The sequence below is a fragment of the Azospirillum sp. UENF 312511 genome, assembly GCF_058780635.1.
Map to the genome: position 1 here is coordinate 227,698 of NZ_JBSNCG010000003.1, position 11,710 is coordinate 239,407.

At 68.1% G+C, this 11,710-nt stretch carries 13 protein-coding genes; 2 read left to right on the forward strand and 11 right to left on the reverse strand.

The genetic code is table 11. The features are described from left to right. Positions 1-54: 54 nt before the first annotated feature. Positions 55-657, forward strand: coding sequence for a hypothetical protein (locus tag ACWPN7_RS12410; RefSeq protein WP_459197687.1), 603 nt, complete (start codon positions 55-57; stop codon positions 655-657). Between the two features lie 82 nt (positions 658-739). Beyond that, the gene (locus ACWPN7_RS12415) at positions 740-1,627 is read left to right on the forward strand and encodes an EamA family transporter (RefSeq protein ID WP_038528356.1); all 888 of its coding nucleotides are present in this window, start codon (positions 740-742) and stop codon (positions 1,625-1,627) included. A 15-nt stretch (positions 1,628-1,642) separates the two neighbouring features. On the opposite strand, the gene ACWPN7_RS12420 is transcribed toward ACWPN7_RS12415, so the two are convergent. The 11 genes from ACWPN7_RS12420 to ACWPN7_RS12470 all read right to left on the reverse strand — a co-directional run bounded on the left by ACWPN7_RS12420 (position 1,643) and on the right by ACWPN7_RS12470 (position 11,710). Further along, positions 1,643-2,500, reverse strand: coding sequence for a dienelactone hydrolase family protein (locus tag ACWPN7_RS12420; protein WP_038528359.1), 858 nt, complete (start codon positions 2,498-2,500; stop codon positions 1,643-1,645). A gap of 144 nt (positions 2,501-2,644) precedes the next feature. Beyond that, positions 2,645-3,334 carry an ABC transporter ATP-binding protein gene (locus ACWPN7_RS12425; protein ID WP_038528362.1) on the reverse strand — a complete coding sequence of 230 codons (690 nt, stop codon included), beginning with the start codon at positions 3,332-3,334 and terminating at the stop codon, positions 2,645-2,647. After that, positions 3,327-4,574, reverse strand: coding sequence for a lipoprotein-releasing ABC transporter permease subunit (locus ACWPN7_RS12430; RefSeq protein ID WP_137114342.1), 1,248 nt, complete (start codon positions 4,572-4,574; stop codon positions 3,327-3,329). The genes ACWPN7_RS12425 and ACWPN7_RS12430 overlap by 8 nt, the downstream gene beginning before the upstream one ends. A gap of 162 nt (positions 4,575-4,736) precedes the next feature. Next, complete coding sequence (proS, locus tag ACWPN7_RS12435; RefSeq protein ID WP_038528368.1) at positions 4,737-6,050, reverse strand: proline--tRNA ligase; 1,314 nt, start codon at positions 6,048-6,050, stop codon at positions 4,737-4,739. A gap of 124 nt (positions 6,051-6,174) precedes the next feature. Continuing rightward, on the reverse strand, positions 6,175-6,573 hold the full coding sequence (locus ACWPN7_RS12440) for a hypothetical protein (RefSeq protein WP_038528371.1): 399 nt from the start codon (positions 6,571-6,573) through the stop codon (positions 6,175-6,177). A gap of 8 nt (positions 6,574-6,581) precedes the next feature. Next, positions 6,582-7,466, reverse strand: a complete 885-nt coding sequence (locus tag ACWPN7_RS12445; RefSeq protein WP_038530999.1) for a hypothetical protein — start codon at positions 7,464-7,466, stop codon at positions 6,582-6,584. 415 nt (positions 7,467-7,881) lie between these two features. Next, on the reverse strand, positions 7,882-8,481 hold the full coding sequence (locus tag ACWPN7_RS12450; protein WP_014240139.1) for a DNA-3-methyladenine glycosylase I: 600 nt from the start codon (positions 8,479-8,481) through the stop codon (positions 7,882-7,884). A 25-nt stretch (positions 8,482-8,506) separates the two neighbouring features. After that, positions 8,507-8,755: a DUF1467 family protein gene (locus ACWPN7_RS12455; protein WP_014240138.1), complete on the reverse strand. Its 249-nt coding sequence runs from the start codon at positions 8,753-8,755 to the stop codon at positions 8,507-8,509. A gap of 28 nt (positions 8,756-8,783) precedes the next feature. Then, positions 8,784-9,188, reverse strand: a complete 405-nt coding sequence (mce, locus tag ACWPN7_RS12460; RefSeq protein ID WP_038528376.1) for a methylmalonyl-CoA epimerase — start codon at positions 9,186-9,188, stop codon at positions 8,784-8,786. A gap of 33 nt (positions 9,189-9,221) precedes the next feature. Continuing rightward, the gene (locus tag ACWPN7_RS12465) at positions 9,222-10,940 is read right to left on the reverse strand and encodes a ribonuclease J (RefSeq protein WP_492273300.1); all 1,719 of its coding nucleotides are present in this window, start codon (positions 10,938-10,940) and stop codon (positions 9,222-9,224) included. Next, a complete protein-coding gene (locus tag ACWPN7_RS12470; protein ID WP_038528379.1) occupies positions 10,937-11,710 on the reverse strand; it encodes a type III pantothenate kinase in 774 nt (257 codons plus the stop codon). The genes ACWPN7_RS12465 and ACWPN7_RS12470 overlap by 4 nt, the downstream gene beginning before the upstream one ends.

Here is an 11,710-nt window from a genome sequence, read left to right on the forward strand (position 1 = left end):
TTCCCCGGTCATGCGTGTTCGTGCTATCGAAAGAGGCAGAGCCACGATCCGAGAATGACCCGTTCCATGCGCCGCATCCGCTCCAGCGCCGTCCTGGCGGTGCTGGCGGCCACGCTCCTCACGGCTTGCCAGACCACCGGCGCCCCCGCACCGTCCGCGGAGCAGACCCACCGGCCGCCGCCGACCGCTACGCCCGCCTCCCCCCTGTCCGACGCGCCGGGGCGCGTCGTTGCGCAGAACAAGGGCTGGGTCGTGCGGGCGCATCCGGCGACCAAGACCGGCTCGGCCTATTGCTACGCCACGCGGGCGGACGACTCCTCCCCCCTCTCCTTCCGGGCGACGGCGAAGGGCGCGGCCATGCTGGTCAACGCCGACCAGCACGCCCAAGCCGGCAAGGGCGCGGAAAGCCGCCTGACCGCCATCTTCCCCGACGGCGAGACCATGGCGCTTGAGGCCAGCCCCCTGCCCGACGGCGGCGTTGTGGTTCCGGTCGAGTTGCCCAAGTACGAGGATCTGTTCGAACCCTTCATGCGGTCGCGCGCGGTGACGCTGCAGCGGGACGGCGGCGGGACCGAGATCGGCGACGTCAATCTCGGCGGCTCCTCCTGGGCGCTGGCCGCGCTGGACGAGTGCCGCATCCTGCACACGGACAAGTGAAGCGATTCGGGGATCTGACCCGCGATGGGCGCATTGAGCGCCGCGTTGACCGGCGGGTTGTGCATCTCTAGCCTTCGGCTCCATGCGCACCGCCCACATCGGCCTTGCCGTCGCCGTCGCGGCGATCTGGGGCTTCAACTTCGTCGCCATCAAGGTCGGTCTCGCGGACTTTCCGCCGATCCTGTTCTGCGCCCTGCGCTTCGCGTTGGCGGCGCTGCCCCTTCTCGTGCTGGGGGTTCGCGGCGGTCCGCCGGTGCCCTGGCGCTTCATCCTGGGCATCGGGCTGGTGCTGGGGGTGGTGAAGTTCTCGCTGCTGTTCGTCGGGATGGACATCGGCATGCCGGCCGGACTGTCCTCGCTGGTGCTGCAGTCGCAGGCCTTCTTCACCGCCCTGTTCGCCGCGCTGGTGCTGGGGGAGCGGCCCGGTCCGAAGCAGGTGCTGGGCATGGCGGTGGCCTTCGCCGGGATCGGCCTGATCGCTCTGGAGATGCCGGCGGGCGAGTCGCTGCTCGGTCTGGGGCTGGTCATGGCCGCCGCGGCCACCTGGGGCGTGGCGAATCTGCTGATGAAGCAGGCCAAGGCGCCGGACCTGTTCCGCATGATGCTGTGGGTCAGTGTGGTGCCGCCGATCCCGCTGCTGCTGCTGTCGCTGGGGATGGAGGGCCCGGACCGGGCTTGGCAGGCCCTGACCCATCTGACGCCGCTGGGCGTCGGGGCGGTGGCCTACATCGCCTTCGGGGCGACGCTGTTCGGCTTCGCCGCCTGGGGCTTTTTGCTGCGCCACTATCCGGCGAGCCTGGTGGCGCCCTTCTCGCTGCTGGTGCCGGTCTTCGGCATGAGTTCCAGCGCGCTGGTCCTGGGGGAGAGCTTCACGCCGCTGAAGATGGCCGGCGCGCTTCTGGTGCTGGCCGGGCTGGCGGTGGCCGTGCTGAAGCTGCCTTCCGCACGGCCGGCCACCCATCGGCCCTGATTCGGGCCTGATCGCTCAGGTCAGGTTCTTCTTCAGGAACTCCACGGACCGGCCCCAGGCGAGGTCCGCCGCCTCCTTGTTGTAGCGCTCCGCCGACGTGTCGTTGTGGAAGGCGTGGTTCACGTTGTCGTACATGAAGAGTTGGTAAGACTTGCCGCCTTTTTTCAGGGCCTCCTCATAGGCCGGCACCTTGGCGTTCACATTGTTGTCCAACCCGGCGTAATGGAGCTGAAGCGGCGACTTGATGGTCGTGACCAGCGTCGGGTCGGGCGCCGGGCCGTAGAAGACGACGCCCGCCTTGAGGTCCGGCGCCTTGATGGCCAGCCGGTTGGTCATGCCGCCACCCCAGCAGAAGCCGATGGCCCCCACCTTGGCGTTGGAATAGCGGTAGGCCATCAGGTCGCTCATCGACGCGATCAGGTTGTTCACCGTCTTGTCGGGGTCGAGTTGGCCGATCATCTCGCGGGCACGGTCGGGGTCCTGCGGGGTGCCGCCCAGCGGGGACAGCAGATCCGGAGCCATGGCGACGAAGCCGGCCACCGCCAGCCGCCGCGTCACGTCCTCGATGTAAGGGTTCAGGCCACGGTTCTCGTGAATCACCACCACTGACGGCGCCTGCTCGGCCAGCTTCGGGCGGGCCCGGTAGGCCTGAACGTCGCCGGTCGCCCCCTGGAAGGTGACGCGGTCCGTGGCGATCCGGCTGTCGTCCTCCGGAACCTCGGCGGCCAGGGCGTAGTTCGGCTCGATCTGGGAGAGGATCGCCGGAATGGCCGCCGCGCTGCCCGCCAGCACCGCCAGCCGCTCCAGGAAGACGCGGCGCGGCAGCGGCCGATGGGTGTACTCGTCGTACAGATCGATGATCTTCTGATCCATGAACTCCGGTCCCTCCTTGTTGGGTTGCGCGAAGTCTGCCCCAGGACGCACCGATCACCAATCCGCCGAACGGCGATGCCACTCTTAAGCGGTTTGGCCGGTTGCCGCGGTTTGGCCGATCCCCCGGCCGCGCCGCGATGGCGGTCAAACCCGCGCGTGCTCCACGAGGACGCCGTCGCTCATTTCGAGCACCCGGTCCATGCGGTTGGCAAGCTCCAGGTTGTGGGTGGCGATCAGCGCGCCGACCCGCGCCTGCCGGACGATGGAGGTCAGCATGGCGAAGACCCCCTCCGCCGTGTGCGGGTCGAGATTGCCCGTCGGCTCGTCGGCGATCAGCAGGCCCGGCCCGTTGGCCAACGCGCGGGCGATGGCGACCCGCTGCTGCTCGCCGCCGGACAGGCGGGCCGGACGGTGGCCGGCGCGCGGCTCCAGCCCGACCATGCGCAGCAGTTCCAGGGCGCGCTCGCGGGCGGTGCGCTTCGCCACGCCGTTGATCATCTGCGGCAGCACGATGTTCTCCAGCGCGGAGAATTCCGGCAGCAGGTGATGGAACTGGTAAACGAAGCCGACCGAGCGGCGGCGCACCTCCGTCCGCTTCCCGTCGTCCAGGGCGGACACGTCGGTCCCGGCGATCCGCACCGTGCCGGCGGTCGGCCGTTCCAGCAGGCCGGCGATGTGCAGCAGGGTCGATTTGCCGGCGCCCGACGGGCCGACCAGAGCGACCAGCTCGCCCGCATGGACGGTCAATTCCGCCCCGCGCAGCACCTGAAGCTCGGTCCCCGCCTGCTCGAAGGTCCGGACGATCCCCGACAGTTCCAGCATCGGCTCACTCATAGCGCAGGGCCTCCACCGGATCGAGACGGGCCGCCCGCCAGGACGGGTAGACGGTGGCGGCGAAGGACAGGCCCAGCGCCATCAGCGTGACCTGGACCACCTCCGACCAGTCGATCTTGGCCGGCAGCTGCGACAGGAAATAAATCTCGGCGTTGAACAGGTTGGTGCCGGTCAGCGCCTGGATGCCCTGGCGGATCGTCTCGATGTTCAGCGCGAAGGACACGCCGAGCGCCACACCCACCAGCGTCCCCGCCACCCCCACCGAGGCGCCGGACAGGAAGAAGATGCGCATGATCATGCCGCGGGTGGCGCCCATGGTGCGCAGGATGGCGATGTCCCGCCCCTTGTCCTTCACCAGCATGATCAGGCTGGAGATGATGTTGAAGGCGGCCACCGTGATGATCAGCGACAGGATCAGGAACATCACGTTGCGCTCGACCTGGAGCGCGGTGAAGAAGCTGGCGTTGGACTGCTGCCAGTCGACCACCCGCCCCACCCCGGCCACCGCCGACTGGATGGCGTCGCGCGCCTCCCGTATCCGGGTCGGGTCGCTGACGAAGACCTCCAGCGAGGTCACCGCCTCGCCCGTGCGGAAGAAGGCCTGGGCCTCGGGCAGGGGCAAGAAGATGAAGCTGTTGTCGTATTCGAACATGCCGACGTCGAACACGGCGCCGATGGTGAAGCTGCGCATCCGCGGCACCGTGCCGAAGGCGGTGACGTTGCCCTGCGGCGCGATCAGGGTGAGCTGATCGCCGACCGCCAGACCCAGCCGCTGCGCCATGCGGATGCCGATGGCGATGTTGTCCTCGCCGAACGCCTCCACGGTGCCGCGCACGATGTTGCGCGACAGCGTCGGGCGCACCCGGAAGTCCTCCGGCCGCACGCCGCGCACCACCGCGCCGGAGGCGACGCCGCGCACCGACACCAGCGCCTGCCCCTCGACCGTCGGCGTCACCCCGACCACGCCGGACACGCCCTGCAGCCGCTGCACCAGCGGGTCATAGTCGGGCAGCGGGCCACCGCGGACGCTGTAGACGTTGAGGTGGCCGTTCAGGCCGAGCACGCGGCCCAGAAGCTCCGCCCGGAAGCCGTTCATCACCGACATCACGATGATCAGCGTCGCCACGCCGAGCGCGATGCCCAGCAGCGAGAATCCCGCGATGACCGAGATGAACCCTTCCTGGCGGCGCGCCCGCAGATAGCGCATCGCGACCATGCGTTCGAAGGCGGAGAAGATCATGCGGCTCCCGATGAGCGAAGGGCGGGCGACGGAGGCCCGGCAAAAGCAAAGGCGGCGGACCGCAACCAGTCCGCCGCCCCGCAACATAAGTGCTTAACCGTGGCAGGAAAAGGGCGACCTTCCAGCGACCTTCCAAGGCGCCCGCTCTCCCGCACCACGGTGTTACGCCGAGAGCTTCTCCAGCGCGCTGTCCACCGACAGCTCCTGCTTCTCGCCAGTGGCGCGGCGCTTCAGTTCGACCACGCCGTTCTTCAGGCCGCGCGGCCCGACGACGAGCTGCCACGGCAGGCCGATCAGGTCCATGTCGGCAAACTTCACGCCCGGACGCTCGTCGCGGTCGTCGTACAGCACGTCCAGCCCGTTGGCGCGGAGCTTGTAGTACAGCTCCTGGCAGACGCGGTCGGTCTCGGCGTCGCCGACCTTCAGGTTGACGAGGCCGACGTTGAAGGGCGCCACGGCGTCGGGCCAGATGATGCCGTTGTCGTCATGGCTGGCCTCGATGATGGCGCCCATCAGGCGCGACACGCCGATGCCGTAGGAGCCCATCTCGACCGGGACCGGCTCGCCGCCCGGACCGGCGACGACGGCGTTCATCGGCTTCGAGTACTTGGTGCCGAAGTTGAAGATGTGGCCGACCTCGATGCCGCGGGCCGACACCAGATCCGACTCCGCGACCGGGCAGTTGCCGGGCTCGTGCTTCTCGTCGGTGGCCGCGTAGATCGAGGTGTAGGTGTCGAAGAAGGGCTGCAGGTCCTCGTCGAAGCCCGGGGCGTTCTGCAGCACGTCGAGGGTCAGCCAATCCTTGTGGCAGAAGACGCCGCTCTCGCCGGTCTCGGCCAGGATGATGAACTCGTGGCTGAGGTCGCCGCCGATGGGGCCGGTGTCGGCGCGCATCGGGATGGCCTTCAGCCCCATGCGGGCGAAGGTGCGCAGATAGGCCAGGAACATCTTCTGGTAGGAGCGCCGGGCGCTGGCCGCGTCGATGTCGAAGCTGTAGGCGTCCTTCATCAGGAACTCGCGCCCGCGCATCACGCCGAAGCGGGGGCGGATCTCGTCCCGAAACTTCCACTGGATGTGGTAGAGGTTCAGCGGAAGCTGGCGGTAGCTCTTCACGAAGGCGCGGAAGATGTCGGTGATCATCTCCTCGTTCGTGGGACCGAACAGCATCTCGCGGTCGTGACGGTCGGTGATGCGCAGCATCTCCTTGCCGTAATCGTCGTAGCGGCCGCTTTCCTTCCACAGCTCCGCCGACTGGATGGTCGGCATCAGCAGTTCCTGGGCGCCGGCGGCGTCCTGCTCCTCGCGGACGATCTGCTCGATCTTCTTCAGGACCCGGTGGCCCAGCGGCAGCCAGGCGTAGATGCCGGCGCTGGTCTGGCGGATCATCCCGGCCCGCAGCATCAGGCGGTGCGAGACGATCTGCGCCTCGGTCGGGGTCTCCTTGAGGGTCGGCAGGAAGAAGGTGGACAGCCGCATGGCTCTGCTCTCGGTTTCGAGGGGATTCGTCCGGCGGTGCGCCGGTCCGCAACAGGGAGAGCGACTTTAGGAAGCCACCGCGCGCTTGTCCATCGTCACGGCACGCGTCAGGGGGCGGACCGCCCTATCGGACGGTGCGGCAATAGGCATAGACCTCGGCCTCGCTCGGCGCGCCGATGGGCTGGCCGTTGAAGTAAAGGCGGTTGGCGTACCAGGTCAGATAGCCGACCTCGACACCCGGCGCCGCCCCACCTTGCGGCACCGGGAAGCCCATGCGGCGGGCGAAATCCACGGTCACCGGGATGTCGAACCGCTCCAGCGGCGGCGCGGCGCCGGCCGAGCCCGGCAGGTCGGCGGGGGCCACCGCCTTGCCGTTCACATCCAGGCCGGGCGTGTAGTCCACCCCCGGCGCCGGGCGGTGAGCGGTCAGGAACCGGCAGGCGGAGAGATCGATCGGTTGCGCCGCTGCCCCACCGGACAGCGCCAGCATAGCGATGACGGACAGGGCGGAGCGGCGGATCATGGCGGACCTCAGCCTTGGGCGGCGGCGGACTGTTTCATGGATTTCCAGTAGGTGGCGAGATAGGGCATGCCCTTCTCCGCCTCCTCCTGGGTGCGTGCCGACTGGCGGATGTACTTGCCGAGGAAGGGCTTGTTCACGAACTCCATGTCGACGGCCGCCTTCAGCACCAGGAACTCGCCGATCCGGTCCGGCAGGTTGTAATGCCATTTCTGCAGGCATTCCGAGGTCACCCCCGGCTTCGCCTGATCCTGGCCCGACAGGTAGAATTCCTGGTGATGGTACTGGTTGATCTCCTTCCATGCCTGGAAGATGCGCGCCGGTTTCACGCGGACCAGCCCCTTCAGCACCTTGATGTCGTCATGGAACAGCGGCAGGTAGCCGCGGCGCTCGGCCTGCTCGTTCAGCATGGTGTAGAGGCCGGCCATCACGTCGCCCTCCGCACCTTGCTCGCTGGCCTTCTTTTCCGGCTTGTCCGTTTTGCGGCCGAACAGCGAGGCGAAGAAGCCCTTCTTCTTGGCCGGTGCCGAGGAGCCGCTGTCCGCCCCCACCTTCCGCTCGTCCCACAGCGCGTCCCAGGCGTAATCCCAGGCGGTGAAGACGGCGTTGGAGCGGTCGTCGAGGACGGTCAGCAGATAGTCGCGCCCGTCCCGCGGCCAATCCACGTCGCCGACGATGGCCCGCACCGGACGGCGGCTGAGCAGAACCGGGAAGATCCCGACGCGCACCAGTTCGGCGTAGATTTCCTGAAAGGATGGGGTCAAGGCAAAGGGGAGCTTGGCCGCCGGCTGCTCTTCGGGGGTCAGCAGTTCAAGACTCTTGCGGGTGCGGTCAAGCAGTTCGGTGGTCAGAATGGCCGCGAACTGCTCGAACTTCTCGTTATCACCCGCGGTCATCGGCGCCTCGGCATCGTTCTCCCCGCTGACGGCCGCAAATTCCGGCTGCGAACGCCGCCGCACTTGAATCCAAAGCCGGAACGGACGCTCGCCCGCCTCCCGCACAGTAGGATGAGCTATACCCGCAAAGGGTTAATTCATTCTGTACCGAAGCACAACGGTCCGTCTGCCTACGGACGAAGGTGATCGTGGGCTCCGTGAAGCGGGCCGGGACGAAAAAAGGACCGCGCGGCGATCGCGGCGCGGCCCGAGGTTTAGGGAGGAATTGCCACCAGGCGTCGGAAAAGAGGGAAGAACCCCTCTCGTCACACCAAGTACATTGAACCCGACCCCACCCGATGACAAGACGGAATTTGGAATAAACCAAGTCGTCAGCAAAGAATTCGCAGGTTTCGCCCAAGACATAGGCGGTTGATTACGTCATAGGCGCCGATATGCCTGCTTTATGAGCGTCGTATCCTGCGAACCCCTGCCGAACGGCGACCATCCAAGGGGGATCGAGCATGGCGACCTCGGACCAGACCGGGCAACGGGGCTGATGCGCGCCCGGCAGATAGCCGAGACTCATCAGGAATTCGCCGGTGATCTCGCCGCCGGTGAAGCGGAAGGTGCGCTTGAACAGCCGGATCCACTCCGCCTTGCTCAAGGGGTGATGGGCGCGCAGCCAGCCGTCGAACGATCCGTGCGTTTCGCGCAGGGCCACGATCCGCCGCGCGTTCTCAATGGCGGCGTCGACCTTCAGCCGGTTGCGGATGATTCCCGGATCGGCCAGCAGCCGTTCCCGCTCCGCCTCGCCATAGGCAGCGACGCGGTCGATGTCGAAAGCGTCGAAGGCGGCGCGAAAGGCCTCGCGCTTCTTCAGAATGGTCAGCCAGGACAGGCCCGCCTGATTGATCTCCAGAATCAGCCGCTCGAACAGCACCCGGTCGTCGGCGCTGGGGAAGCCGTACTCGCTGTCGTGGTAGGGGCCGTGATGCGCGTGGCCGGGCGCCGCGTCGCAATAGGTCAGGCTCACGCGAAGGCTCCTTCCGGGAGGGGGATCAGTGCGGCTTGGCCATCTCGCGGAAGGAAATCAGGTCCGACTGCACGATGCCGAAAATGACCAGCCACACCACCGCCGCGACCAGGGTCGTGGCGGCGAATTTCAGGAGGATGCGCGGGCGCTCCGGCGCGCTGCTCGCCATGCCCGGCTCGGGCTGGGCCGGGGTGCGCACGCCCCAGGGCAGCACCGCGAACAGCACCACCCACCAGACGACCACATAGACGCTGATGCCCGTCACCCAGCCCATCGCATGCCTCCGGTTTTCGCGCCTTGCCTCAGGCCTGCTCCAGCTCCACCAGGGTGCCGCAGAAGTCCTTGGGATGCAGGAACAGCACCGGCTTGTCGTGGGCGCCGATCTTCGGTTCGCCGTCGCCCAGAACGCGGGCGCCCTGCGCCTTCATCCGGTCGCGGGCGGCCAGGATGTCGTCCACCTCGTAGCAGATGTGGTGGATGCCGCCAGACGGGTTCTTTTCCAGGAAGCCGGCGATCGGCGACTTCTCGCCAAAGGGATGGAGCAGCTCGATCTTCGTGTTGGGCAGCTCGACGAAGACGACGGTGACGCCGTGCGGCGGCAGGTCCACCGGCTGGGACACCGCGGCGCCCAGCGTGTCGCGGTAGAGCGCGGTCGCCGCCGTCAGATCCGGCACGACGATGGCGACGTGGTTCAGCTTCCCGATCATGGGTCCTCCCGAAAGGCGTAACGTCGCAAAGACTTATACACGGACGAGGTGCACGTCCGTCACCGGCTTCTTGCCGTGCGTCGCGTTGAAACAGCGGCGGACGGCGATCCGAGCGGCGGCGCGCACCTGCTCGTCGTCGGAGCGGGCCGATTTCGGCATCTCGGCGACGGCCTCGCGCACCGCGTCCACCACGTCGAGCAGCATGTCGCGGTCCGCCGAGTCGTCGAGCAGCCCCATCACCGCGATCTGCGGCGCGGTCACCAGCTCGCCCTTGCCGTTCATCACCAGCGTGACGACGGCGGCGCCGTTGTGGACCATCCGGTGGCGCGCCCGCATCAGCCCGGTGTCGAGCGGGATCAGCCGCTTGCCGTCCAGCGCCATGCGGCCGGAGCGGACCTGCGCCACCACCCGCGGCGGCGCGTCAGGCGACAGCCGGATCAGGTCGCCGTTGCCGGGGACCAGAGCCTCCGGCACCTGACAGGCACGGGCCAGCTTGGCGTGCTCCAGCTGGTGGCGCTGCTCGCCGTGGACCGGCATGGCGATGCGCGGGCGCACCCACTGGTACATGCGGACCAGCTCGTCCTGCGCGGGGTGGCCGGACACATGGACCGGCGCCTCGTCGGCGGTGACGATGCGGATGCCCTGCCCGACCAGCAGGTTCTGCATGCGGCCGATGGCCCGTTCGTTGCCGGGAATCTCGCGGGAGGAAAAGATCACCACGTCGCCGCGCTGCAGCGACACCTGGGGATGGTCGTCCGACGCGATTCGGGCGAGCGCCGAGCGCGGCTCCCCTTGGCTGCCGGTGCAGACCAGCACCAGCTTGTCGCGCGGCACGTAGTTGGCGTCATGCTCGGTCAGAAAGGCCGGCAGGTCGGTCAGGTAGCCGTTGGAGCGCGCGGCCTCGTTGATCCGCCACATCGACCGCCCGACCAGCGCGACGTGGCGCCCGTGCGCCGCCGCCGCGTGGGCGATGCTTTCCAGCCGCGCGACGTTGGTGGCGAAGCAGCTCACCGCGACACGCACGTCGGGAAACTGCCCGATCAGCTCGGTCAGCGTCTTGCGCACGCTGCCTTCCGACCCGGAGCTGCCGGGCACCAGAGCGTTGGTGCTGTCGCCGATCAGCGCCAGCACGCCCTCGTCGCCGATGGCGCGCAGCCGCTCCTCGTCGGCCGCCTCCCCCACCAGCGGCTCGGGGTCGAGCTTCCAGTCGCCGGTGTGCAGCACCGTGCCGGCGGCGGTGCGGATCGCCAGGGCGTTCGGCTCGGGGATCGAATGGGTGACCGTCACATACTCGACCGAGAAGGGGCCGACCTCGATGGTGCTGCCCAGCGCCACCTCATGCACCGGCACCACCCCGGCCAGCCCGCGCTCGTGCAGCTTGGCGCGCAGCACGGCGGCGGTGAAGGGCGTGCAGTAGACCGGCACGCGAAGCTGCGGCCACAGATACTGGATGGCCCCCAGGTGATCCTCGTGCGCGTGCGTGACCACGATGCCCACGAGGTCGTGCCGGCGCTCCGCGATGAAGGCGGGGTCCGGCATGATGACGTCCAGCCCCGGCATCGTGTCGTCCGCGAAGGAGATGCCGAGATCCACCATCAACCACTTGCCGCGATGGCCGTAGAGGTTGAGGTTCATGCCGATCTCGCCCGAACCGCCCAGCGGCAGGAAGTAGAGCGCGTCGTCCTCGGGAGCGAACAGGTCGCCGTCTCCCTCGACCGGGTGGACGGAGGGAGCGGAGTCGGGATGGGTCATTGGGCCGTGTTGCGCTTGTGGATCAGGAGGAGGCCGCGCAGCGTGAGTTCGCCGTCGGTGTGTTCGATTACATGGGTTGCCTTGGCGAAAAGCACACCCAGCCCTCCGGTCGCGACGACCGTCATCGGCTCGCCGTACTCCGCCCGGATGCGGTTGACCAGCCCTTCGATCAGGCCGACATAGCCCCAGAAGACCCCGGACTGCATGCATTCGACGGTGTTGGTGCCGATGACGTGGCCCGGCTGCTGTATCTCGACGCGGGGCAGCTTGCTCGCCGCCATCTGCAGCGCCTCCAGCGACAGGTTCAAACCGGGCGCGATGACGCCGCCGCGGTAGTTGCCGTCGCGGTCGACCACGTCGAAGGTCGTCGCCGTGCCGAAGTCGATGACGATCAGCGGCGTCTTGTAGGTGGCCGCCGCCGCCACCGTGTTGACCAGCCGGTCGGCGCCGACCTCGTCGGGCCGGTCCACCAGCGCGCGGGTGCCGAGATCGACCCCCGGCTGGCCGACCACCAGCGGATCGCAGCCGAAATGATCCTTGCACAGACGCTTCAGGTTGAAGGTGGCGCCGGGCACCACGCTGGCGATGATGGCGCTGTCGATGTTCGCCGGGCCCAGGCCCTTCAGCGCCATCAGGTGGGTCACCCACACCATGTACTCGTCGGCGGTGCGCTTCTTGTCGGTCGCCGTGCGCCACAGGCCGCGCTGTTCGTCGCCCTCATAGATCGCGAACACCACGTTGGTGTTTCCGGCGTCGATGGCGAGCAGCAT

Excerpts from the sequence above, each read along its gene's own strand:
- ACWPN7_RS12420 (WP_038528359.1), bottom strand. The coding sequence starts at position 2,500 with ATGGATCAGAAGATCATCGATCTGTACGACGAGTACACCCATCGGCCG.
- ACWPN7_RS12410 (WP_459197687.1), top strand. The coding sequence starts at position 55 with ATGACCCGTTCCATGCGCCGCATCCGCTCCAGCGCCGTCCTGGCGGTG.
- ACWPN7_RS12430 (WP_137114342.1), bottom strand. The coding sequence starts at position 4,574 with ATGATCTTCTCCGCCTTCGAACGCATGGTCGCGATGCGCTATCTGCGG.
- ACWPN7_RS12455 (WP_014240138.1), bottom strand. The coding sequence starts at position 8,755 with ATGGGCTGGGTGACGGGCATCAGCGTCTATGTGGTCGTCTGGTGGGTG.
- ACWPN7_RS12470 (WP_038528379.1), bottom strand. The coding sequence starts at position 11,710 with ATGCTGCTCGCCATCGACGCCGGAAACACCAACGTGGTGTTCGCGATC.
- mce (WP_038528376.1), bottom strand. The coding sequence starts at position 9,188 with ATGATCGGGAAGCTGAACCACGTCGCCATCGTCGTGCCGGATCTGACG.
- ACWPN7_RS12445 (WP_038530999.1), bottom strand. The coding sequence starts at position 7,466 with ATGACCGCGGGTGATAACGAGAAGTTCGAGCAGTTCGCGGCCATTCTG.
- ACWPN7_RS12440 (WP_038528371.1), bottom strand. The coding sequence starts at position 6,573 with ATGATCCGCCGCTCCGCCCTGTCCGTCATCGCTATGCTGGCGCTGTCC.
- proS (WP_038528368.1), bottom strand. The coding sequence starts at position 6,050 with ATGCGGCTGTCCACCTTCTTCCTGCCGACCCTCAAGGAGACCCCGACC.
- ACWPN7_RS12415 (WP_038528356.1), top strand. The coding sequence starts at position 740 with ATGCGCACCGCCCACATCGGCCTTGCCGTCGCCGTCGCGGCGATCTGG.
- ACWPN7_RS12465 (WP_492273300.1), bottom strand. The coding sequence starts at position 10,940 with ATGACCCATCCCGACTCCGCTCCCTCCGTCCACCCGGTCGAGGGAGAC.
- ACWPN7_RS12425 (WP_038528362.1), bottom strand. The coding sequence starts at position 3,334 with ATGAGTGAGCCGATGCTGGAACTGTCGGGGATCGTCCGGACCTTCGAG.